23 protein-coding genes and 3 tRNA genes are annotated in these 21,140 nt (G+C 53.1%); 12 read left to right on the forward strand and 14 right to left on the reverse strand.

The window, feature by feature from the left end; all coding sequences use genetic code 11:
• Positions 1-64: 64 nt before the first annotated feature.
• Positions 65-1,408 carry an anaerobic C4-dicarboxylate transporter gene (locus PUP35_RS13780; protein WP_274240249.1) on the forward strand — a complete coding sequence of 448 codons (1,344 nt, stop codon included), beginning with the start codon at positions 65-67 and terminating at the stop codon, positions 1,406-1,408.
• Positions 1,409-1,450: 42 nt separating this feature from the next.
• Here PUP35_RS13780 and PUP35_RS13785 read toward each other — a convergent pair whose 3' ends face one another.
• Together PUP35_RS13785 and azuC are read right to left on the reverse strand one after the other, a co-directional pair.
• Positions 1,451-1,702 (reverse strand): DUF2766 family protein, encoded by a 252-nt coding sequence (locus PUP35_RS13785; RefSeq protein WP_008500405.1) that lies wholly within the window; start codon positions 1,700-1,702, stop codon positions 1,451-1,453.
• 108 nt (positions 1,703-1,810) lie between these two features.
• A complete protein-coding gene (gene azuC, locus PUP35_RS13790; RefSeq protein WP_014884364.1) occupies positions 1,811-1,894 on the reverse strand; it encodes a stress response protein AzuC in 84 nt (27 codons plus the stop codon).
• 234 nt (positions 1,895-2,128) lie between these two features.
• Here azuC and yecR point away from each other — a divergent pair, with 234 nt between their 5' ends.
• Together yecR and ftnA are read left to right on the forward strand one after the other, a co-directional pair.
• Positions 2,129-2,467 carry a YecR family lipoprotein gene (gene yecR, locus PUP35_RS13795; RefSeq protein WP_271369388.1) on the forward strand — a complete coding sequence of 113 codons (339 nt, stop codon included), beginning with the start codon at positions 2,129-2,131 and terminating at the stop codon, positions 2,465-2,467.
• A 204-nt stretch (positions 2,468-2,671) separates the two neighbouring features.
• Entirely contained in the window at positions 2,672-3,169 is a 498-nt protein-coding gene (ftnA, locus tag PUP35_RS13800; protein WP_014884366.1) for a non-heme ferritin, read from the forward strand.
• Between the two features lie 36 nt (positions 3,170-3,205).
• On the opposite strand, the gene PUP35_RS13805 is transcribed toward ftnA, so the two are convergent.
• Positions 3,206-3,547 (reverse strand): hypothetical protein, encoded by a 342-nt coding sequence (locus tag PUP35_RS13805; protein ID WP_127731490.1) that lies wholly within the window; start codon positions 3,545-3,547, stop codon positions 3,206-3,208.
• A gap of 229 nt (positions 3,548-3,776) precedes the next feature.
• Between PUP35_RS13805 and tyrP the strand changes: the two genes are divergently transcribed.
• A complete protein-coding gene (tyrP, locus tag PUP35_RS13810; RefSeq protein WP_032658623.1) occupies positions 3,777-4,988 on the forward strand; it encodes a tyrosine transporter TyrP in 1,212 nt (403 codons plus the stop codon).
• A 614-nt stretch (positions 4,989-5,602) separates the two neighbouring features.
• Here tyrP and PUP35_RS13815 read toward each other — a convergent pair.
• Positions 5,603-6,271 (reverse strand): YecA/YgfB family protein, encoded by a 669-nt coding sequence (locus PUP35_RS13815; RefSeq protein ID WP_274240257.1) that lies wholly within the window; start codon positions 6,269-6,271, stop codon positions 5,603-5,605.
• A gap of 425 nt (positions 6,272-6,696) precedes the next feature.
• Between PUP35_RS13815 and PUP35_RS13820 the strand changes: the two genes are divergently transcribed.
• The 5 genes from PUP35_RS13820 to PUP35_RS13840 all read left to right on the forward strand — a co-directional run bounded on the left by PUP35_RS13820 (position 6,697) and on the right by PUP35_RS13840 (position 11,703).
• Positions 6,697-7,818, forward strand: a complete 1,122-nt coding sequence (locus tag PUP35_RS13820) for a branched-chain amino acid ABC transporter substrate-binding protein (protein ID WP_023312277.1) — start codon at positions 6,697-6,699, stop codon at positions 7,816-7,818.
• A gap of 99 nt (positions 7,819-7,917) precedes the next feature.
• Positions 7,918-8,832, forward strand: coding sequence for an ABC transporter permease subunit (locus PUP35_RS13825; protein ID WP_115875715.1), 915 nt, complete (start codon positions 7,918-7,920; stop codon positions 8,830-8,832).
• A gap of 11 nt (positions 8,833-8,843) precedes the next feature.
• Positions 8,844-10,118 (forward strand): high-affinity branched-chain amino acid ABC transporter permease LivM, encoded by a 1,275-nt coding sequence (gene livM / locus PUP35_RS13830; protein ID WP_133295441.1) that lies wholly within the window; start codon positions 8,844-8,846, stop codon positions 10,116-10,118.
• Positions 10,115-10,990 (forward strand): ATP-binding cassette domain-containing protein, encoded by an 876-nt coding sequence (locus PUP35_RS13835; RefSeq protein ID WP_133294714.1) that lies wholly within the window; start codon positions 10,115-10,117, stop codon positions 10,988-10,990. Before livM ends, PUP35_RS13835 begins: the two co-directional genes overlap by 4 nt.
• Positions 10,987-11,703 carry an ABC transporter ATP-binding protein gene (locus PUP35_RS13840; RefSeq protein WP_111964853.1) on the forward strand — a complete coding sequence of 239 codons (717 nt, stop codon included), beginning with the start codon at positions 10,987-10,989 and terminating at the stop codon, positions 11,701-11,703. Before PUP35_RS13835 ends, PUP35_RS13840 begins: the two co-directional genes overlap by 4 nt.
• A gap of 280 nt (positions 11,704-11,983) precedes the next feature.
• On the opposite strand, the gene PUP35_RS13845 is transcribed toward PUP35_RS13840, so the two are convergent.
• Positions 11,984-12,661 carry a DUF2076 domain-containing protein gene (locus PUP35_RS13845; protein ID WP_274240262.1) on the reverse strand — a complete coding sequence of 226 codons (678 nt, stop codon included), beginning with the start codon at positions 12,659-12,661 and terminating at the stop codon, positions 11,984-11,986.
• A 669-nt stretch (positions 12,662-13,330) separates the two neighbouring features.
• Between PUP35_RS13845 and PUP35_RS13850 the strand changes: the two genes are divergently transcribed.
• Positions 13,331-13,972: a hypothetical protein gene (locus PUP35_RS13850; RefSeq protein ID WP_271369404.1), complete on the forward strand. Its 642-nt coding sequence runs from the start codon at positions 13,331-13,333 to the stop codon at positions 13,970-13,972.
• 493 nt (positions 13,973-14,465) lie between these two features.
• Here the strand turns inward: PUP35_RS13850 and PUP35_RS13855 are convergent.
• The 6 genes from PUP35_RS13855 to uvrY all read right to left on the reverse strand — a co-directional run bounded on the left by PUP35_RS13855 (position 14,466) and on the right by uvrY (position 18,002).
• Positions 14,466-14,552 (reverse strand) — tRNA-Leu (locus PUP35_RS13855).
• An 11-nt stretch (positions 14,553-14,563) separates the two neighbouring features.
• Positions 14,564-14,637, reverse strand: a tRNA-Cys gene (locus PUP35_RS13860).
• Between the two features lie 46 nt (positions 14,638-14,683).
• Positions 14,684-14,759 (reverse strand) — tRNA-Gly (locus tag PUP35_RS13865).
• 152 nt (positions 14,760-14,911) lie between these two features.
• Positions 14,912-15,460, reverse strand: a complete 549-nt coding sequence (gene pgsA, locus PUP35_RS13870) for a CDP-diacylglycerol--glycerol-3-phosphate 3-phosphatidyltransferase (RefSeq protein WP_008500348.1) — start codon at positions 15,458-15,460, stop codon at positions 14,912-14,914.
• Between the two features lie 56 nt (positions 15,461-15,516).
• On the reverse strand, positions 15,517-17,349 hold the full coding sequence (gene uvrC / locus PUP35_RS13875) for an excinuclease ABC subunit UvrC (protein ID WP_274240266.1): 1,833 nt from the start codon (positions 17,347-17,349) through the stop codon (positions 15,517-15,519).
• A complete protein-coding gene (gene uvrY / locus PUP35_RS13880; RefSeq protein WP_111964857.1) occupies positions 17,346-18,002 on the reverse strand; it encodes a UvrY/SirA/GacA family response regulator transcription factor in 657 nt (218 codons plus the stop codon). The genes uvrC and uvrY overlap by 4 nt, the downstream gene beginning before the upstream one ends.
• A gap of 399 nt (positions 18,003-18,401) precedes the next feature.
• Here uvrY and PUP35_RS22025 point away from each other — a divergent pair, with 399 nt between their 5' ends.
• Complete coding sequence (locus tag PUP35_RS22025) at positions 18,402-18,482, forward strand: hypothetical protein (RefSeq protein ID WP_432442649.1); 81 nt, start codon at positions 18,402-18,404, stop codon at positions 18,480-18,482.
• Positions 18,469-18,693 (forward strand): DUF2594 family protein, encoded by a 225-nt coding sequence (locus PUP35_RS13885; RefSeq protein WP_008500345.1) that lies wholly within the window; start codon positions 18,469-18,471, stop codon positions 18,691-18,693. The genes PUP35_RS22025 and PUP35_RS13885 overlap by 14 nt, the downstream gene beginning before the upstream one ends.
• 66 nt (positions 18,694-18,759) lie before the next feature.
• Here the strand turns inward: PUP35_RS13885 and sdiA are convergent, their stop codons facing one another.
• From sdiA to tcyL, 3 genes are all read right to left on the reverse strand, one after another.
• The gene (gene sdiA / locus PUP35_RS13890) at positions 18,760-19,482 is read right to left on the reverse strand and encodes a transcriptional regulator SdiA (RefSeq protein ID WP_127731506.1); all 723 of its coding nucleotides are present in this window, start codon (positions 19,480-19,482) and stop codon (positions 18,760-18,762) included.
• Between the two features lie 221 nt (positions 19,483-19,703).
• Complete coding sequence (tcyN, locus tag PUP35_RS13895; protein WP_149366559.1) at positions 19,704-20,456, reverse strand: L-cystine ABC transporter ATP-binding protein TcyN; 753 nt, start codon at positions 20,454-20,456, stop codon at positions 19,704-19,706.
• Positions 20,453-21,121, reverse strand: a complete 669-nt coding sequence (gene tcyL, locus PUP35_RS13900) for a cystine ABC transporter permease (protein ID WP_028013677.1) — start codon at positions 21,119-21,121, stop codon at positions 20,453-20,455. Before tcyL ends, tcyN begins: the two co-directional genes overlap by 4 nt.
• Between the last annotated feature and the right edge of the window lie 19 nt (positions 21,122-21,140).

A 21,140-nucleotide genomic window follows, 5' to 3' on the forward strand; every position in this document is an offset into this window, starting at 1 on the left:
CAATGATTAACCACACAACGTGTGATGATTTATTTAGTTACATAATCATTGACGAGGGAGCATCATGATCACCATTGAGTTTGTTGTCATTCTCCTCTGCCTGCTGACGGGTACGCGTTTCGGCGGAATGGGGCTTGGGTTAATCAGCGGTATTGGTCTTTTTATTTTATGTTTTGTCTTTGGTCTGCAGCCGGGTAAACCGCCGGTTGACGTTATGCTGACCATCCTTGCGGTGATTGGCTGTGCCGCTACCCTGCAAACGGCGGGCGGTCTCAACGTCATGATGCAGTTTGCTGAACGTCTTCTGCGCAAACACCCGCAGCACATCACCCTGCTCGCCCCTTTCACCACCTGGATGCTAACCTTTCTGTGCGGCACCGGGCATGTGGTCTACACCATGTTCCCCATCATTGCGGATATCGCCCTGAAAAAAGGGATCCGCCCGGAGCGCCCTATGGCCGTGGCATCGGTCGCATCGCAGATGGCGATCACGGCCTCCCCCGTTTCCGTTGCCGTCGTGTCGCTGGTCTCCATCCTGGCGGCCCAGCATGGGCTCGGCCACGCGTGGGGGATCCTGGAAATACTTGCCGTCTCGGTTCCCGCTTCACTTTTTGGCGTGGCCATAGCGGCCCTGTGGAGCTTACGCCGTGGGAAAGATCTGGCCGATGACATGGAGTTTCAGGAAAAGCTGAAAGATCCCAAGCAGCGCGAATTTATCTACGGCGGAACGGAGACGTTAATGAATCAACGTTTTCCTAAACAGGCCTACTGGTCCACGTGGATTTTCTTTGCCGGTATTGCCCTGGTCGTTTTGCTGGGGGCATTCCCTGAACTGCGCCCTGCCTTTGAAGTGAAAGGTAAAATGACGGCGCTGTCGATGAACCTTGTCATTCAGATGATGATGTTAATTGCGGGCGCGGTGATGCTGATGGCCTGCAAGGTCAATGCGTCGGCCATTTCCAACGGCGCGGTGTTCAAAGCCGGTATGGTCGCGATCTTCTCGGTGTTCGGCGTGGCGTGGATGAGCGATACCTTTTTTCAGGCACATCTCGAGGAGTTAAAGCTGGCGCTGGAAGGCGTGGTGAAAAGCCACCCGTGGACGTATGCCATTGTACTGTTTCTGGTGTCAAAACTGGTGAACAGCCAGGCGGCGGCGCTGACGGCCGTTGCGCCTATGGGCCTCATGCTGGGCATCGACCCGAAAATGCTGATCGCCTTTTTCCCGGCATCATACGGCTATTTTGTGCTGCCAACCTATCCAAGTGATTTGGCCTGCATCGGCTTTGACCGGTCAGGCACGACCCGCATCGGGAAATTTATCATCAACCACAGCTTCATTTTGCCAGGGCTGATTGGCGTGAGCTGCGCGTGCGCGGCGAGCTACCTGCTGGTCCAGACGTTCTTCTGACAGCATCAAAGGGCGACACGTACCGTCGCCCATTTCCCTGCTTTAGTGGGATTCACCCTGCGGCGTGAATCGCAGTTCGATCAGCGCGATGGCTTTCTGGATCGCACGAAGCGTTACCGGATCTGCGGCAGCAGGATGGCTGGCGAAATCGATGTTTTTGAGCTGGGTAGACATCTTCTCGCGCACTTCGACCGGCGCAATCACGTCCAGAACATCAAGGATTTGTTTGATAACCAGCTGACAGGCGACAACGTCAGAGACAAGTTCCTGATCGGCGCTCAGGTTTTGTGACATGGGGGCTTTCTCCTTATTTAAAGGCCGCCATAGTACCAAAACACGCCCCCTGACATCTCCCCTTCAACGCCTGCAGGTATAAAAAAACCTGCCGAAGCAGGTTTTTTATCAGAACATGGCGCCCGGCGGCACGTCTTTGAACGTGCGGCAGTAATTGGCCCACATGCTTTTGAGGATTTTGCGCAGTTTCACGATGAGGCTCCATTAACTTGTTATACAACTTTATTGTCAACGTGCCTATAATATGACCATTGTCACAAAAATCAATATTTTTGTGACATGTATCACAATTTTATCCGCATGTGGCCTGACAGCGTTCATCCCGGACCCGTTGCAAAGAGTGAGGGCAGATTGTCTGGCTATTCCAGGCATTGCAGCGGGCATCTGCGGGTACGATAACGTATTTCCATCCACTCAGAGCGAACCATGAAAAGAGTCATTGTAGCCGGCACAATCCTGCTGCTCGCGGGGTGTAGTATTAACCGCCAGGCTGAAGTCAGCAGCCTCGATGCCCCAAACGGCATCGTCCGCCTCGACTACGGCCAGGCAGCGCTGCAAAATGCATATTCCGATGAGTATGTGAATAACGGCACGGCGGTAAAAGCGTGTCAGAGCATGGGGTATGCTACCGCCTCAGCCTATGGTCAGCCCATTAAAACCTGTACCCTGACAAGCGGTTCTCTGTGCCTGAACGAGAGCGTGACTATCCAGTACAAATGTATGGGTTACGCCGTTAATCCTAAGTCAAATAATCCGTGGTATTAATCGAAGCTGCCAGCGTGTGCTGGCAGTTTATTTCATTACGAACAAAAATAATTCTCATTAATACATTATAAAAATCGCCAATGCGTTTTATTCCCATTCGTATTTTGAATAAATAAAATAATAATTTTACGTTTTGCAAATAATTAAATAACAAATTATAGTGTCGCTCATTGTGGACCAGAAATAATAATCCGGAGCGTCAACATGCTGAAAACTGAAATGATCGACAAGCTCAACGCACAAATGAATCTTGAGCTTTTTTCATCCCTGCTCTACCAGCAGATGAGCGCCTGGTGCAGCTACCACAGCTTCGAAGGTGCGGCCGCGTTTCTGCGTCGTCACGCTCAGGAAGAGATGACCCACATGCAGCGTCTGTTTGATTATCTTACGGATACGGGCAGCCTGCCGCGCATTGAAACCGTGGCCTCACCGTTTGCTGAGTATAATTCCCTCGATGAACTGTTCCGCGCCACCTACGAGCACGAGCAGCTGATCACCCAGAAAATTAACGAACTGGTTCATGCTGCGATGACCAGCCAGGATTATCCAACCTTTAATTTCCTGCAGTGGTACGTCGCTGAACAACACGAAGAAGAGAAGCTGTTTAAATCCGTGCTGGATAAATTATCGCTGGTGGGGAAATCCGGCGAAGGTCTTTACTTTATTGATAAAGAACTTTCCACGCTTGATACGCAGAATTAATATCAGCGCGGTGCGGGTTCCCTGCACCGCGTTAATTTACATACACCCGGCACAGCTGGTGCAGCGCCAGTCGTGGGGATTCACGGCCTGGTAAAAATAGCGGTAACTGGCCGTCTCCAGCGGAATCCCCCTCTCGTAGAACATATCCGTCAACCAGTCGACATTCTCGATTATCCACTCATCTTCCTGTAAGCCTTGCGCAAAAGTTTCATCTTCAGGATCAATAACCGAATAGATTGCCCAGGTGCCCATATCCTTTTCGCGCCGGGATTCGGGAAGGTTCAGGGGCTGGTTTTGCCAGCTGATTATCCAGTGGCCATGGCACAACAGGTTACCTCCCCGACTCCACGCCGCGGTAAAAGGATTCTCACCTGCCATAAAACCCTCACTTAATTTGATAATTTATACTTAGTGTTTACGTTACGCCGGAACGTCGCGCAGCAACATTGCCCTTATGAAGTAGGGAGAGGCCTATAAAGGATCAGAGGGTCATCATTTCGTAAACCATTCATTACACTAGTTGTAACGGTGATTTGACGAACTACGGCTTTTCCCTTACTCTGCGCCGCAGATTTTGTCGCGGTTAAGCATCGTTGTAGAGGAAAGCGTGAAAAACAGAACCCTGGGAAGTATTTTTATCGTCGCCGGAACGACGATTGGCGCAGGAATGCTGGCAATGCCACTGGCAGCCGCGGGCGTGGGATTTGGCATGACCCTGCTGCTGCTGGGAACGCTCTGGGCGCTGATGTGTTACACCGCCCTGCTGCTGCTTGAGGTTTACCAGCACGTGCCCGCCGACACCGGTCTGGGTTCGCTTGCGGCGCGCTATCTGGGACGCTACGGCCAGTGGATAACCGGCTTTAGCATGATGTTCCTGATGTACGCCCTGACCGCCGCTTACATTAGCGGCGCCGGGGAATTGATCGCCTCCAGCGTCAACGACTGGTTTGGCTCTGACATTACCCCTGCAACGGGCGCCATCTTCTTTGCACTCATCGGTGGCGGCGTGGTCTGCGTGGGAACGTCGCTGGTCGATCTGTTTAACCGCTTTCTGTTCAGCGCCAAAATTCTCTTCCTCATTATCATGCTGGTGCTGCTGGCCCCGCACGTGCACAAGGTCAACCTGCTTACGCTGCCGCTGGAAAAAGGTCTGGCTCTCTCCGCTATCCCGGTCATTTTCACCTCGTTTGGCTTCCACGGCAGCGTGCCGAGCATCGTCAGCTATATGAACGGCGATATCCGCAAGCTGCGCCGCGTTTTTGTTATCGGCAGCGCGATCCCGCTGATCGCCTATATTTTCTGGCAGCTGGTGACGCTGGGCAGCATTGACTCTTCAACCTTTATTGGGCTTATGGCGCAACACGCTGGCCTGAACGGTTTTCTGCTCGCCCTGCGCGAGGTCGTCACCTCCCCGCACGTTGAGCTGGCGGTACACCTGTTTGCCGACCTGGCGCTGGCAACCTCGTTCCTGGGCGTGGCGCTCGGCCTGTTTGATTACCTGGCCGACCTGTTCCAGCGTCGCAATACCGCCGCGGGACGCTTACAGACGGGCGCAATCACCTTCCTGCCACCGCTGGCGTTCGCGCTGTTTTACCCGCGCGGGTTTGTGATGGCGCTGGGGTACGCAGGGGTAGCGCTCTCGATCCTTGCCCTCCTCCTCCCTTCCCTTCTGGCATGGAAAAGCCGTCAGCAGCACCCTCAGCAGGGGTACCGCGTGGCGGGCGGAAAACCGCTGCTGTGCGTTGTGTTTGGCTGCGGGGTGGTGATTATTCTGGTGCAGGTGTTGATTGCAGCAGGGATGCTGCCGGAAGTGGGTTGAATTTATATCTCAATGGCAAGTCCATTTTCTATGTAATAGCGGGGGATAATTCCGTTCACTAATACTCTTCTGCTACCTGTTTTGCCCGCTGCGGTGAACGTGTTAAGGGGGCTATCGCCGCCCCCTTAACAATCCCGGCTCCCGGCAAGAAAATCGCCGCTTCGCGGTGCCCTCATCTTATTCCTTACGGCTTTTCGGGGACGGGCGGATGCAACGTCCCTGTAAAGCCGCCCTCGCCGCGCATCCGTGCGCGTCGCCCCGGCCTCCAGGAAACGATTCGGCGATTTTAGCCGGACTCCCGCTCCCTCCACCTTCTTCATCGTCTGCATGGGGCACGGGTGTTGCATCCCCGCTAAAATCGGCGAACCGGAGACCGGGGGACAAGGGCTGGACGCCATGGATGGCGGCCAGAGGCGAAGCGAGACAGGATGTCGAGTTGAGCCGACCGCTGGCAGACGGTCGTGAGGTGAGCGCAGTGCGAAGCACCGATTTTCCGCGGGGATCGATAAGGGGGCCGCGGTGGCCCCCTTATCTCGTTCACAGGTAAAGATCGTATTATTTTCTACTGACTGGAGGTGAACGAAACAAATCCACCTAAGTTAATAAAAAATTGATCAGTGCAAACAGCAGCTCTTAAACTTCTTCCCGCTGCCGCAAGGACACGGATCGTTACGCCCGACTTTCGTGCCGTTCACAATCGGCTTCTTCGCTTCCGGCTGCTGCGGGTTGTTTACCCAGTAATTATACAGGCGCAGCGCCGCAGGCTGGATGCTCTCGATGCTGGCGATATATTCTTCATCGGACAGTTCATCCAGCTTTTCGCTGTTCTCTTCCGCCCCGTGCAGCGCAATCACATTAAGATCGGCCTTCAGGGCTTCCGGCAAGGCAGACCAGTCCGTCAGCGCCACGCCGCGCATGTAGCCATAGCACCACTCTTCCACTACGGTATAGCTCTCGCCGTCCACGTCGTTATAGCCAAACATCGGTTCGAACTGATCCGGGTATTCGCTCAGACGCTCGGCAATATCGTTCATGTGCTTAAAGCAGAGATCGATAAAACGGTTCATCTCACGATCGTTTTTCCAGCGCGGAATGTACTTCTCGCCACCCCAAACCGCCACCAGCCAGGCATCTGGCTCAACGACAACAGGACCGGAAAGCACTGCGGTAAGCATGCCGTCCAGTTCGGACACGTCAATCACGGACGCGTCATCATGACCGTAAGACATTAACGTCTCTTCAAGCCACGCCATTTCGCTTTCATTCAATGGGCCTTCAGTCATCGCTGATACTCCTGCAAAAAAGGAAACGATCCTAACACATATCTCACCCCTCTCCGGGCTGAAGTTTAGGTCTTTATTGCTGCAAAAACGTGCAAACCGTGACCTTTGCACAACTTATGGGCTTTATTGTTAACGATATGTGATCTCCGCTGTAATTTCTTCTCCTCCCCTAAGGCGGCATAACGCGGCGCTCTATACTCAAACATGTCACATGCCCGTCAATGGGTTAACCATTCTGGCAACGTTTTTGCTTAACGTTCTTCGCGCGTCTCTGCGCAGGGAAATCTCGCCGTAATATGCAGGATGCCGTCTGTATCTTGTTCGTTTAGTGCATTTTGTTCTTGCTCGTGTTTCGGATTGGCTGCGCCGTCGGGCGTTCGGGTTTACGCCGTGGTGCAAAAACCTCTTTGCTAAGGAACATAATAATGTCGCTGAAATTTATCAGAACTCCTCTTTCTCTTGTGTTGGCCGGTTGCCTGGTGACGGCGTTTTCCGCCCGGGCAGATATTGTGATTGGCGTGGCCGGGCCGTTCACGGGTCCGAATGCCACCTATGGCGATCAGTACTGGCACGGCGCAACGCAGGCCGCTGAAGACATTAATGCCGCAGGCGGCATTAATGGCGAGAAGATCAAACTGGTTCAGGGGGATGATGCCTGCGAGCCCAAGCAGGCCGTGGCCGTCGCTAACCGTTTAGTTGACCAGGATAAAGTCAACGCCGTGGTCGGCCATTTCTGCTCCTCTTCCACCATGCCCGCCTCCGAGGTGTATAGCGACGCAGGTATTATTGCGATTACCCCCGGCTCCACTAACCCGCTGATTACCGAACGCGGTATGAGCGACATGTTCCGCATGTGCGGCCGCGACGACCAGCAGGGCCAGGTTGCCAGCGACTTCATCATCGACAAGCTGAAAGCCAAGCGCGTGGTGATTATTCACGACAAAGACACCTATGGTCAGGGTCTGGCTGACGCCACCAAAGCGGCGCTGGCGAAACGCGGGGTTCAGGATGTGATGTACGAAGGGTTATCCCGCGGTGAAAAAGACTTTAACGCGCTGGTCACCAAGATCGGCGCGCAAAAACCGGACGTCGTATTCTTCGGTGGCTGTCACCCGGAAGCCGGTCCGCTGGTTCGCCAGATGCGTGAACAGGGCGTGCAGGCGAAATTCTTCTCCGGTGACTGTATCGTCAACGAGGAGATGGTGACCGCGGCGGGCGGCCCACAGTACACCAACGGCATTTACATGACCTTCGGTAAAGACCCGCGCCTGATCCCGGACGGCAAAGCGGTTATAGAGAAATTCCGCGCCGGTAAATTCGAGCCGGAAGGTTACACCCTTTACTCCTATGCCTCCGTACAGGCCATTGCCGCGGCCTTCAAGGCCACCGGCGGCAAGGACTCTGCCAAAGCCAGCGAGTGGCTAAAGGCCAATTCCGTCGACACGGTGATGGGCAAAAAAGCCTGGGACAGCAAAGGCGACCTGAAGGTCTCTGACTACGTGGTTTACCAGTGGGACGACAAAGGAAAATATAAGGAAGTGCAGTAACGGGACGGAGTCACGCTCAACGTCGGCGGGCCTGCCCGTCGGCGCGTAATAAACATCAGGCTGCGCGTCTCGCGCGGCCTATAAAACGAGCGCGCTAAGATGAGTACATTCTTCCTGCAACAGTTAATCAATGGCTTAACGCTGGGTTCCGTCTACGGCCTGATCGCCATCGGCTATACCATGGTGTACGGCATTATCGGCATGATTAATTTCGCCCACGGCGAAGTGTATATGATTTCCGCCTATCTCTGCGCCATTGGCCTGGCGCTGCTCTCGTTCTTCGGACTGCAGTCCTTCCCGCTGCTGATCCTCGGGACGCTGGTGTTCACAATTGTGGTCACCGGGGTGTACGGCTGGACCATCGAGCGTATCGCCTACAAGCCGCTGCGTAACTCCACGCGCCTGGCGCCGCTGATCTCCGCCATCGGGATGTCGCTTATCCTGCAAAACTACGCGCAGCTGAGCCAGGGCCCGCGCCAGCAAGGGGTGCCGACCATGCTGGACGGCGTGATTCGCCTGCATCTGGGCGACGGGTTCGTGCAGATAACCTACACCAAAGTGTTTATTCTGTTGGCCTCGTTTGCCGGCATGCTGGTGCTCACCTGGATAATCAATCGTACCCGGCTGGGGCGAATGTGCCGCGCGGTCCAGCAGGATCGTAAGATGGCCTCCATTCTGGGGATTAACACCGACCGGATTATTTCGCTTGTCTTTGTTATCGGCGCGGCGATGGCGGGCCTGGCGGGGGTACTGATCACCATGAACTACGGCACCTTTGATTTCTACGTCGGGTTCGTGATCGGCATTAAAGCCTTTACGGCGGCGGTACTCGGCGGCATCGGCTCCCTCCCTGGCGCCATGCTCGGTGGCCTTATCCTGGGCGTGGCGGAAGCCCAGTTCTCGGGCATGGTGAACTCGGACTATAAAGACGTCTTCTCGTTCGGCCTGCTGGTCATGATCCTTATTTTCCGTCCCCAGGGACTGCTCGGGCGCCCGGTTGTGGCCAAGGTGTGAAGGAGAGAATGATGACATCACACGGCTTTTCACTTAAACGCTGCATGCTGGACGCGATTTTTTCCGGGCTGATTGCGCTGATTATCTTCGGTCCCATTGCGGGCGTGGTGCTGGACGGGTACAGCTTTACCTTCGCCGGGCAGCGCCTGGCCTGGATGGTTGGCACCGTAATGCTCGGACGTTTTCTGTTGAGCGCCTTTTTAGGTACCGCCGCGGGCGCCCGTTTCCAGGCACGCTTCGAAGCCGATAGCGCAGGCGTATATGTCCGTCCACCGGAATACAAAAGCCGCATGCGCTGGATTATTCCTCTGGTGATTGCTCTTGCGATTTGCTTTCCGTTTGTTGCCACTAAATATGTGCTGACCGTCGCCATTCTCGGGCTGATCTACGTGCTTCTCGGTCTGGGGCTGAACATCGTCGTGGGTCTGGCCGGTCTGCTGGATCTGGGATATGTCGCGTTCTACGCGATTGGGGCGTACGGTCTGGCGCTGGGGTACCAGTATCTCGGCTTAGGCTTCTGGAGCATGCTGCCGCTGGCGGCGATCATGGCCGCCGCCGCAGGCGCCCTGCTCGGTTTCCCGGTACTGCGCATGCACGGTGACTATCTGGCCATCGTCACCCTCGGGTTTGGGGAGATTATTCGCCTGATACTGAACAACTGGCTGACCTTCACCGGCGGACCCAACGGCGTGTCGGCCCCTCCCCCCACTTTTTTCGGCCTGGAATTTGGACGACGCGCGAAAGAAGGCGGCGTGCCCTTCCACGAATTTTTCCACCTGACCTACAACCCGAACATGAAGTTTATTTTTATCTACGCGGTGCTGTTCCTGGTGGTGATGCTGGTGCTCTACATTAAGCACCGCCTGACGCGAATGCCGATTGGTCGGGCGTGGGAAGCGCTGCGTGAAGACGAAATTGCCTGCCGCTCAATGGGGCTGAATCATGTTCTGGTTAAGCTTTCCGCCTTTACGCTGGGCGCGTCGACCGCGGGCATTGCCGGGGTGTTCTTCGCCACCTATCAGGGGTTCGTGAATCCTACCTCGTTTACCTTCTTTGAATCGGCACTGATCCTCGCCATTGTGGTGCTGGGCGGTATGGGCTCTACGCTTGGCGTGGTGCTGGCCGCCTTTGTGCTCACGGTAACGCCGGAACTGCTGCGCAGTTTTGCCGAGTACCGCGTCCTGCTGTTTGGCATGCTGATGGTGGTGATGATGATCTGGCGTCCACGCGGTTTGATCCGCATCAACCGCAGCGGGTTTGCCGTGCGTAAGGGCGTCGCACCATGAACGGAACGATACTACGCGTTGAACATCTGATGATGCACTTCGGCGGGATTAAAGCGCTAAACGACGTCAACCTGGACGTGCAGCGTGGCTCCATTACCGCCCTGATTGGGCCAAACGGGGCGGGAAAAACCACCGTGTTTAACTGCCTGACGGGCTTCTACAGAGCCTCCGGCGGCAACATTTTATTTAATACCCGCCATAAAACGACCAACGTCATTCAGGTCCTCGGGCAAAAATTCCAGCCCGGCGACTGGATTAACCCCGCGCAGCTCGGGCAGCGTCTTTTCTACAAAATGTTCGGCGGAACCCACCTGGTCAACCGTGCCGGGCTGGCGCGCACGTTTCAAAATATCCGTCTTTTTCGCGAGATGTCGGTCGTGGAAAACCTGCTGGTGGCGCAGCATATGCGCGTTAACCGCAATCTGCTTGCCGGGATCCTGAATACGCCGTCCTACCGGCGGGCAGAAAGCGACGCCCTGGACAGAGCCTTCTACTGGCTGGAAGTGGTAGATCTGGTGGAGTACGCCAATCGCCTGGCGGGAGAGATGTCCTACGGCCAGCAGCGGCGACTGGAAATCGCGCGGGCAATGTGTACCGGGCCGGAAATGATCTGTCTGGATGAACCCGCAGCCGGACTGAACCCGGTTGAAACGCATAAGCTGAGCAGCATTATTCGCTTTCTGCGGGATCATCATGACATCACGGTATTGCTGATTGAGCATGATATGGGGATGGTGATGGAGATTTCGGACGACATTATCGTGCTCGACCACGGCGATGTGATTGCCAGAGGAAAACCTGAACAGATCCAGCATGATGAAAAGGTCATTGCCGCCTATCTGGGCACGGACGAAAGCGAGGTCTCCCTATGAGCGAACCGCTGCTGGCATTTCGCGAGGTGGATGTGTTTTACGGCGTCATTCAGGCGCTGAAGCAGGTCTCCCTTGAGGTGAATAAGGGGGAAACCGTGGCGCTGATTGGCGCAAACGGCGCGGGAAAATCGACATTGCTGATGTCCATCTTTGGCCAGCCGCGTATTCGCAGCGGGCAGATCCTTTTCGGCGGTGAAGATATCAGCCATAAATCCACCCACTACGTCGCGTCCGGCGGCATTGCGCAGGCGCCGGAAGGCAGACGAATTTTTCCGGATATGACCGTTGAAGAGAATCTGCTGATGGGGACCATCCCCATCGGCAGCCAGTTTGCGGCTGAAGATATGCAAACCATGTTTGACCTTTTCCCCCGCCTGAAAGAGCGGCGCAAGCAGCGCGCGATGACCATGTCCGGTGGCGAACAGCAGATGCTGGCGATCGCCCGGGCGCTGATGAGCCGTCCGAAGCTGCTGCTGCTGGATGAACCGAGCCTCGGTCTGGCGCCGATTGTGGTGAAACAGATCTTCCAGACTCTGCGCGAGCTGGCCCGTAACGGCATGACTATCTTTCTGGTGGAGCAGAATGCGCATCACGCGTTGAAGCTCTCTGACCGCGGGTATGTGATGGTAAACGGACAGATCAGGTTGACCGGCAGCGGCGAGGAGCTGCTGGGGAATCAGGAGGTGAGGAAGGCGTATTTGGGCGGGGTGTGATTTGATACCTGCCGAATGCGCTTATACAGTGATGGACCATTTCGGCACATAAGGAATAGAAGAACTGGAGGATACCTTAGTCGATATCGCCTCTTTATTTAGATTGCTTCCGGCAATTCTTACAGGTTTGCTAGTAAGGAAAGTAGTAAAACGAATCTAATTTATGAGCCTTCAGGGGTAGCGTCGAAGGATTCTTTTGACCCGGAAACGCAAAACCCCTAATCGTTGGATGTCCAACTTTCGGGGTTCACTTCATTTCGGTGGTTTCACGATAACGTCGTTAAATAAAACTGTCGTCGTCATTGCTGTAGTCGTCATCAGCATCGTCGTTCTGCCAGGCGTCGTTATTATTGCCGAGCGGATCGTTCTGGTTGAGGAAACGGGTGTCAGAGACGTTATTGAAGTCGCCGTATTGATTACCGACAAACGGTTCACCACCGACGGGTATTGTCGGTTCTTCGATGATGTTCACTATCTCTTCCGGCCGCGACTGATGGAACATGCTGGTAAGCATCTCAGCAAGCGCGATGCCACCGGCCACGCCAGCGGCTGTCTGAAGCGCGCCAGCCATAAAACCGCCGCCGCGAGTAGCCGGCGCTGGCGCCCGAGAGTAATCCTGCGCCGGCGGCTGTTGCGGCTGGGCATTCCAGCTGTTTTCAGGCTGCGGGTTACTTTTCCCGCCACCAAACAGGCCGCCGAGGAAACTGCCGCCCGTCGAGGGTTTGCTTTTTTGCGCGGCTAATTCGCTTTCCAGCTCCTGAACCCTGGACTGCAGGCGTTTCAACGCCGCTTCCTGAATCAAAATCGATTGCGCCATATAGTAGGGGGCCGCAGGCTGCTGTCTGACGAATTCAGCGATCTGACGCTCCGCATCTGCATCCCGTTGGCTATTTTGTTGTCCGGCCTGTTTAAGACGCTCGAAAAGGCCGTTGATAAGCTGCTGTTCTTCATATTGCATGACAATAACCTTCCGCTCTCCGGGGTGGATACCAACCAGTTTATCAGCGGCGGCAACCTGTGTCTGACGAGTGAAATGTTTGTTTAAGATTGGTTGCAGGTTATCTGAAAATCGCCCTGCTTTCCGGGCTTGATATTAGAAAGTTAGGCTTACCGTTCTGGTATGGCAGCAAATTCTCGGGCACAGCAGGATCGGGATGATGATGAGATATGATCACTTCGCGCTAAGCCAGTGGCACAAAAAACCACCTTTCGGTGGTTTCACGACACTGCTTATTGCTTTGATTATTCTTTGTTTCCCATGGTAACCGGAGTGGGACTTGAACCCACACAGCGCGAACGCCGAGGGGTTTTAAAAACTATAAGAGAGTCATACGTATCATAAGTTTATGATACGTATGACTCTCTTATAGGGTAATCACTGGTGATGGTTGCACTTCTGCTACCACTATTTTTGGAGAACTAAATTAAGTTTTTCTTACAATCAAGCGGAAGGTGAAGCGTTTGAATGGCTGCTTCAAAAGCAGCGTCTACGTGGTGTCGACGCTTCGACAAAAGTGTAACACTACAATCCCCCTCAACTTCGGTGGGGCTTTGATTTTTCTTTTTCGTAGTATCCTCATTATCATTCTGTATGTTACACAAACAAAAACCATAAGGAAGGTTAGGAATGGACAGCGCGAAATCCCTGGCAAAAAGGATGCTGAAGAGCCTTGATGCTGGCGATTCCGGCTTCCTGGTTTCTGTAGCGCAGGGAATGCTCTCTTTTCCGGTTAGCATGTATTACCTCGGTTATGACTTTATAGACACAGCTCATCGCCACGCTAATTTTGATGATCGTGTGAGGATGGCGAACATGCTCAAACGAGGAATATCGGTTAATCAGGAAGCTCAAAAAATAGTTAACGCCGTTATCAGAGAGTTCATGTCAAAAGTGAACATTGATAATATTCAGGGCATTGCACAAAATTTTACTGGCGTAATGGCTGGTAAATTCATATTCGCTGAGTTAACCGGAGTAAAACTAGGCGCTGCCGTATCGTCACGCATTATGACCTCGTTCGCCGCTGGCGTGGTCATCGGAAGCGCTCTCACGATTGGTGCAGAAACATCGAGAGCTATCTATACGGCTAGAAAGCTTGAAAACCAGAACCCTGTACTCTACTACCGACTTAAGAGTATGGGTGATTTAGATCTTCTGTATTTTCTTGTTGAAGAAAAATTGAAACCTTTTCTTGACGCATGCAGCGTAGCAGATGTAAACAAGCATGAATTTAACGAAGTATGTAAATACTTTTTTGGTGGATTATGAACACTCAGGACATTATCAAATTAATAGCATCCAGAATTCTGCGCGGGTTGGGGATGGGAATTGCTTCTGCGGGCCTATTGTCCTGTATTTATTTCTTTTCATTTTCAAAAGACGAATCCCGTTTTATCTGGGGTGCAGCGTCTGGTGCTCTCATTGTCCTTGGTTACTTTATATACCGAATCGCGATACTCAAGGTTTTTGACGAACGTTGAAGACCTCAATTGCTCATACTCCATCAAAAACCCACCGATTGGTGGGCTTGATGTTAAAGACTTAGGCTTAACGTCTTCCTGTCATAATAGAATGACGGAAAGGCATCAAATAGGATGAAATCAACCGCAACTTTTCGCGTGGTCCACATTTAAGTGGTGGTCGCTGGGCAGTAGTGCCCTCTTGTTGTGGCGAAGTTGAATGGCGAAAGATAGGCACAAAAAAACCACCTTTCGGTGGTTTCACGACACTGCTTATTGCTTTGATTATTCTTTGTTTCCCATGGTAGCCGGAGTGGGACTTGAACCCACACAGCGCGAACGCCGAGGGATTTTAAATCCCTTGTGTCTACCGATTCCACCATCCGGCCAGGGAAGAAAGTGGAGGCGCGTTCCGGAGTCGAACCGGACTAGACGGATTTGCAATCCGCTACATAACCGCTTTGCTAACGCGCCGTAAAACTTTTCAAACTGACACCCGCTACTGCGCATGTCTTTAATCTGGAGCGGGAAACGAGACTCGAACTCGCGACCCCGACCTTGGCAAGGTCGTGCTCTACCAACTGAGCTATTCCCGCATGTCATCAAGTAAATGTCTAACCACTTGATTTCATTATCGTCCGGCTGACTGTGCCGCCGTTCGATGCGTTGCATTCTACTGATATGACGTTATGAGTCAACGTTATTTTTTGCATCCCCGGATCGTTTGCTGAAAATTACGGCGAAACGATCACTGATCAAGCAAATCCCCTCGGGCAGCGTTCAAATATTGCAGCATTGACCACAGCGTCAGCACTGCCGCTACCCACAGCAGGCCAATTCCCGCCCACTCAACCCAGGCGTTCGGACGCCAGAGCATCCAGACCAGCGCCGCCATCTGCGCCGTCGTTTTCACTTTACCAATCCACGAGACCGCCACGCTGCTGCGTTTTCCCAGCTCCGCCATCCACTCGCGAAGCGCAGAGATAATAATCTCACGGCCAATCATGGTTGCCGCAGGCAGCGTCACCCACCAGGTATGATAGTGCTCGGCCACCAGCACCATGGCAATCGCGACCATCACTTTATCCGCCACCGGATCGAGGAAGGCGCCGAAACGGGTGCTTTGATTCCAGCGGCGCGCCAGATAGCCATCAAACCAGTCTGTTACCGCTGCGATAAGGAAGATCAATGCGCACGCAAAGGGTGCCCAGACAACCGGCAGGTAAAACGCCAGCACAAAGAACGGGATGAGTACAACACGAAAAAGAGTGAGCAACGTAGGGATATTATATTGCATAGTGACGGTAACTATTTGTTGTCAGTAAAATTTAGCTCTATGTTGCTACAGAGCCCTCAATGTTTCAACGAGTAGTAGATCTTTTCTGCCAGCCCTTGCGAAATACCCGGCACTTTTGCAATTTCCTCCATGCTGGCGTTGAGTAATCCTTGCAATCCGCCCATATATTTCAGCAGCGTCTGGCGACGTTTTGGCCCCACGCCTTCAATCGTTTCCAGGCTACTGGTATTTTTCACCTTCGCCCGTTTTTTGCGGTGACCGCTGATGGCATGATCGTGTGATTCATCGCGAATATGCTGGATGACGTGAAGCGCCGGCGAATCCGGCGGCAGGCTGAAGCCCTCACCTTCCGGCTCGAAGAACAGTGTCTCCAGCCCGGCCTTACGATCGGCCCCTTTTGCGACACCCAGCAGCAGCGGATGTTTTTTATCCCAGCTGACATCAAGCGATTCAAATACCTCTTTCGCCTGCCCGAGCTGCCCTTTCCCACCGTCAATCAGGATCACATCCGGGATTTTGCTCTCCTCAATGGCTTTACCATAGCGACGACGCAGCACCTGATTCATCGCCGCATAGTCATCGCCCGGCGTGATGCCGGTGATGTTATAGCGACGATACTCGGCGCGCAGCGGGCCGTTAGCATCGAACACCACGCAGGAGGCCACCGTCTGTTCCCCCATCGTATGGCTGATGTCGAAACACTCCATCCGTTTCACTTCCGGCAGCTTCAGCAGCGTTGCCAGGGCCGTTAAACGCTGGTGCACCGTCGACTGCTGCGACAGCTTAGTGGTGAGCGCCGTCGCCGCGTTGGTGCGTGCCAGCTTCAGATAACGCGCACGATCGCCGCGCGGTTTGGTTTGTACATTGACCCGACGCCCCGCCAGCTCAGAGAGCGACTCGCCCAGCAGGGTTTTATCGTCAAGATTAAAATCGAGCAGGATCTCAGAAGGCAGCGTGCGCATCTGGCTCCCCTGCAGATAGAACTGGCCGACAAAGGTTTCCACCACTTCACCCAGTTCGGTACCGCCAGGCACTTTCGGAAAATAGCTGCGGCTGCCGAGCACTTTGCCCTGGCGAATAAACAGCACGTGCACGCAGGCCATCCCGGCGTCAAAGGCTACGCCGATAACGTCGAGATCGTCACCGGTATTCGAGACAAACTGTTTCTCAGTGACTCTGCGCACCGCCTGGATTTGGTCGCGGATCCGTGCGGCCTCTTCGAACTCGAGTGCGGCACTGGCTTTTTCCATCCGCGCGATAAGCTGCGTTAAGACCTGATCGTCTTTTCCTGCTAAGAACAGGCGCACATACTCCACCTGCTGAGCATACTCCTCTTCACTCACCAGCCCGGCTACACACGGCCCCAGGCAGCGACCAATCTGGTACTGAAGGCACGGGCGCGAGCGGTTACGGTAAACGCTGTTTTCACACTGGCGGATTGGGAAGATTTTTTGCAGCAGCGCCAGCGTTTCACGCACGGCATAGCCGTTAGGGAACGGCCCGAAATATTCGCCCTTCGCGTGTTTCGCACCGCGGTGCATAGCGAGGCGCGGATGGGTGTCGCCGCTCAGAAAAATAAACGGGTAGGATTTATCATCACGCAACAGGACGTTATAGCGCGGCTGGTAGAGCTTAATATAGTTGTGCTCTAACAGCAGCGCTTCTGTCTCCGTGTGCGTGACGGTGACATCAATATTCTGAATGAGTGAGACCAGCGCTTCGGTCTTACGGGAGGCCAGGTTGCTGCGAAAATAGCTGGAGAGACGTTTTTTAAGATCTTTTGCCTTCCCCACGTAGATAACCGTACCGCCAGCGTCATACATGCGATAGACGCCAGGCTGGCTGGTTACGGTTTTCAGAAATGTTTTTGAATCGAACACATCACTCACTGACTTAACAACGTCTCCGCATTACACAAACCATGCCGGATGGCCAGATGCGTCAGTTCCACATCACCATGAATGTTCAGTTTACTGAACATTCGGTAACGATAGCTGTTCACCGTTTTCGGGCTGAGATTCAGCTGTTCCGAGATCTCATTCACCTTCTGACCTTTAGTGATCATCAGCATAATCTGCAATTCACGCTCGGACAAACTGGCAAACGGTGATTCGGTTTTCTCGGGCTCGATCTGGCTCAGGGCCATCTGCTGTGCGATGTCGGAAGCAATGTAACGCTGTCCTGCATACACGGAACGGATCGCATTGACGACTTCCTGCGGCGCCGCTCCTTTGCTCAGATAGCCCGCTGCGCCCGCCTGCATCACTTTCGCGGGCAGTGGGTTTTCGGTATGCACGGTCAGCATGATGACTTTTGTATCAACAAAAGTACGCGCGATTTTGCGTGTTGCTTCAAGACCACCGATACCGGGCATGTTCATATCCATCAGTACCACATCTGCCGAGTTTGTGCGGCACCATTTTACCGCATCTTCGCCACAGCACGCCTCACCGGCAACTTTAATACCTTTAATATCTTCAAGAATGCGTCGTATCCCTGCGCGCACCAGTTCGTGGTCATCAACAAGAAGGACGTTGATCAAAGGAAATGTCTCCAGAATAGGGATAACGCTACTGAGTGATAATTTGGTTTATATTAACGGTTTTCCTCACAAGATTAAAACGTTAAAAAACCGGCTATTCGATTTTGCTCTCGTTTTTGGAAATTAGGCTGTACAGTCCGTGGAAAGAGAGACCATGCAGTCAGGGCTTTTGCAGCTTTTTTTAAGCATCTGTATTCAAAAAGTTACAAAAAACTTGCAGGCTTTTCCTGCAAAAAAACAGATCTCAAATTTTTGTAACAATAATTAACGGCAAGCGAACCGGGCATAAACAATTAATAGCCTTTAACGGCGGTTAAGTTTACCGGTACGTTCTGTTTACGCAATTAAACCTCCACGTAAAAGTACAAAAAACAACCACTGCATTTTTTGCTTCAGCTTGTGGTATACTCCGCCGCCTTGACTTTCGTCGTCGCGCTTAAGCGCCGTTTAATAATGAGGAAAATAAATGAGCACACCTGAATTTGCCACTGCGGAGAATAACCAGGAACTGGCACAGGAAGTAAACTGCCTGAAAGCATTGCTAACGTTGATGCTGCAGGCGATGGGCCAGGCTGATGCCGGTCGTGTGATCATTAAAATGGAAAAACAAATCGCGGAGATGGAAGACCAGGCTGAATCTGCGGTATTTGCTAACACCGTTAAGCAAATCAAACAAGCCTACCGCCAGTAACAAAAAACGGCTGGATGCAGTGCATTCAGCCGTTCCCTCGTCTGTCACGCAGAACGTATTATCCTGTCAGATCAGCCCCGTTGCCGCCGCGTAACACGCAATCTGGGTTTTGTTAGGCGCATTGAATTTCTTCTGCATATTTTTCTGATGGAAGTTAACGGTATTCTCTGAGATAGAGAGAATGATCGCTATTTCCGCTGACGTCTTCCCTTCCGCAGTCCATTTCAGAATTTCGCGCTCGCGTTTACTGAATTTCATTTCTGGCGGCATGACCATCTCATCTTCAAAACGCGTCAGAGACGTTAAAGCCATTTGCACCAGCATTTGCAACCGCAGTTCTATTTCCTCACGGGCAAATGGCCCTTCCTTAAGACTCGTACGAGATACTGACAGGAAGCCAAGCGCGTGGTTAGGCAGCATCAGGCACTGCGTTATTCCCGCGCGTAAACCGTGGTCCTGGGCGCTATGCCATAATTCCTGCGCCTCGGCAAATAATGCGTCTGTCCAGGGTAGATGACCCTGGATGAAATTTTCTGCTTTTAAAACCGGATCGATAGCGAAATAGTTCGCGGAATGATATTGCGCCATCCACGGCTTTGGATAAGTAGTCTGCAAAGAGATTTTAGGGCGCGTAAAGGGCACGGGATGCCGCACGCAGAGCGCGTAATAATCGAATTCCAGCGCCTGAGTTTGCCGCTCTAGCTCCTGATATACCTCATCGGTACTCGTCAATTGCTGAAACCGGAGTGAGCAGTCCCGTCGCCAGTTGAAAAAGTCTGAATCCTTCATACCTACTAAATGAAGCCTCTGAAAAGATAATCATTATTATGGTGAATATAACCTAACACATAAAACTTTTTTCTAACTACAAAATATCGGCAATAGCACAATTAACTTTACTATTGATAAGGTTTATCCGAGCTGGGCGGAATAAAAAATCAAAGGACGGCGCCCGTAGGGAGAATAATTTGCTCCAGCCTAAATTTCTGGAGCAAATTAGTGCATAAATGCTACTGCATAAGGAATTTTTCAAGGAACTGACGGGTTCGCGGCTGTTGAGGATTGGCGAACAGACTTTTCGCCGGCCCCTGCTCAACAATCCGACCCTGATCCATGAAGATGGCTCTGTCAGCAACATCGCGTGCAAAGCTCATTTCATGCGTTACGATCACCATCGTCCTTTTTTCCTGCGCCAGCTGGCGAATGGTGTTCAGCACTTCACCCACCAGTTCAGGATCGAGCGCGGAGGTCGGTTCATCAAACAGGATCACGTCAGGACGCATCGCCAGCGCGCGCGCTATCGCCACGCGCTGCTGTTGGCCGCCCGACAGACGGCGCGGATAGCTGGTCTCTTTCCCCGCCAGCCCGACTTTGGCGAGCAGTTCGCGCGCGCGCGCCGTCGCTTCCTCTTTTGGCTCACCTTTAACGATAACCGGCCCTTCGATAATGTTCTCCAGCACCGTACGGTGCGGGAAGAGATTAAAGTTCTGGAAAACGAAACCGACATGCTGGCGCAGGCGGCGAATTAAACCTTTCTGCTGGCTGATGGATTTCCCGGTATCAATCATTATCTCGCCTACCCGGATGGTGCCGCCTTCCGGCTGTTCAAGCAGGTTAATGCTGCGCAGCAGCGTCGTCTTTCCCGAACCGCTCGGTCCGATAATCGCCACCACTTCCCCCTGCTCTACTTCCAGATCGATCCCGTGGAGCACCGTTTGACCGTGGAATTTTTTCACCAGGTTTTTGACGTCGATAGCACTCATTTTGGATCACGCTCCTGGCGGTTAAGCTGGTTTTCGAAGTAGTTTTGCAGAGCAGACAGTACCGTCGCCATCACCCAGTAAATTAGCGAGGCGGCCAGATACATGGTAAAGACTTCAAGCGTGCGCGAAGTAATAAGCTGTGCCTGACGGAACAGTTCCGGAACCTGAATCGTTGCTGCCAGGGAAGTATCTTTCACCAGGCTAATAAAGCTGTTGCTGAGCGGCGGTAGCGCCACGCGCGCCGCCTGAGGCAGAATGGCCCGGCGCAGCGTCTGCCATGGCGTCATCCCGATACTGGCCGCCGCTTCCCACTGCCCTTTGTCAATGGAGGAGATGGCCGCACGCAGAGTTTCAGAGGTGTACGCCGCGGTATTGAGCGACAGACCAATCATCGCTGCCGGAATCGGATCCAGCTCGATACCAAACTGCGGCAAGCCGTAGTAGATCATAAAGAGCTGGGCGATGAGCGGCGTACCGCGAAACACGGAGATATAAAAACGCGCCAGCCAGCGCACCGGCAGGATGGGCGACATGCGCATTAAGGCCAGCACAAATCCCAGAACCAGCCCAAAGAACATCCCGCCGATACTGAGCTGTAACGTAAATACCGCACCTTTCAGCAGAAACGGCAGAGAATCAATAACCAGTTGAATACTTTCTTGCATTATTATTTTTCGACCTGAT

It is taken from the genome of Enterobacter sp. S-33, assembly GCF_028735835.1.
GTDB classification, from domain to species: domain Bacteria; phylum Pseudomonadota; class Gammaproteobacteria; order Enterobacterales; family Enterobacteriaceae; genus Enterobacter; species Enterobacter vonholyi.

Excerpts from the sequence above, each read along its gene's own strand:
- pgsA (WP_008500348.1), bottom strand. The coding sequence starts at position 15,460 with ATGCAATATAATATCCCTACGTTGCTCACTCTTTTTCGTGTTGTACTC.
- sdiA (WP_127731506.1), bottom strand. The coding sequence starts at position 19,482 with ATGAAGGATTCAGACTTTTTCAACTGGCGACGGGACTGCTCACTCCGG.
- tcyL (WP_028013677.1), bottom strand. The coding sequence starts at position 21,121 with ATGCAAGAAAGTATTCAACTGGTTATTGATTCTCTGCCGTTTCTGCTG.
- PUP35_RS13885 (WP_008500345.1), top strand. The coding sequence starts at position 18,469 with ATGAGCACACCTGAATTTGCCACTGCGGAGAATAACCAGGAACTGGCA.
- PUP35_RS13820 (WP_023312277.1), top strand. The coding sequence starts at position 6,697 with ATGTCGCTGAAATTTATCAGAACTCCTCTTTCTCTTGTGTTGGCCGGT.
- PUP35_RS13850 (WP_271369404.1), top strand. The coding sequence starts at position 13,331 with ATGGACAGCGCGAAATCCCTGGCAAAAAGGATGCTGAAGAGCCTTGAT.
- tcyN (WP_149366559.1), bottom strand. The coding sequence starts at position 20,456 with ATGAGTGCTATCGACGTCAAAAACCTGGTGAAAAAATTCCACGGTCAA.
- PUP35_RS13840 (WP_111964853.1), top strand. The coding sequence starts at position 10,987 with ATGAGCGAACCGCTGCTGGCATTTCGCGAGGTGGATGTGTTTTACGGC.
- PUP35_RS13785 (WP_008500405.1), bottom strand. The coding sequence starts at position 1,702 with ATGTCACAAAACCTGAGCGCCGATCAGGAACTTGTCTCTGACGTTGTC.
- ftnA (WP_014884366.1), top strand. The coding sequence starts at position 2,672 with ATGCTGAAAACTGAAATGATCGACAAGCTCAACGCACAAATGAATCTT.
- PUP35_RS13825 (WP_115875715.1), top strand. The coding sequence starts at position 7,918 with ATGAGTACATTCTTCCTGCAACAGTTAATCAATGGCTTAACGCTGGGT.
- livM (WP_133295441.1), top strand. The coding sequence starts at position 8,844 with ATGACATCACACGGCTTTTCACTTAAACGCTGCATGCTGGACGCGATT.
- PUP35_RS13845 (WP_274240262.1), bottom strand. The coding sequence starts at position 12,661 with ATGCAATATGAAGAACAGCAGCTTATCAACGGCCTTTTCGAGCGTCTT.
- PUP35_RS13815 (WP_274240257.1), bottom strand. The coding sequence starts at position 6,271 with ATGACTGAAGGCCCATTGAATGAAAGCGAAATGGCGTGGCTTGAAGAG.
- PUP35_RS13780 (WP_274240249.1), top strand. The coding sequence starts at position 65 with ATGATCACCATTGAGTTTGTTGTCATTCTCCTCTGCCTGCTGACGGGT.
- yecR (WP_271369388.1), top strand. The coding sequence starts at position 2,129 with ATGAAAAGAGTCATTGTAGCCGGCACAATCCTGCTGCTCGCGGGGTGT.
- PUP35_RS13835 (WP_133294714.1), top strand. The coding sequence starts at position 10,115 with ATGAACGGAACGATACTACGCGTTGAACATCTGATGATGCACTTCGGC.
- PUP35_RS13805 (WP_127731490.1), bottom strand. The coding sequence starts at position 3,547 with ATGGCAGGTGAGAATCCTTTTACCGCGGCGTGGAGTCGGGGAGGTAAC.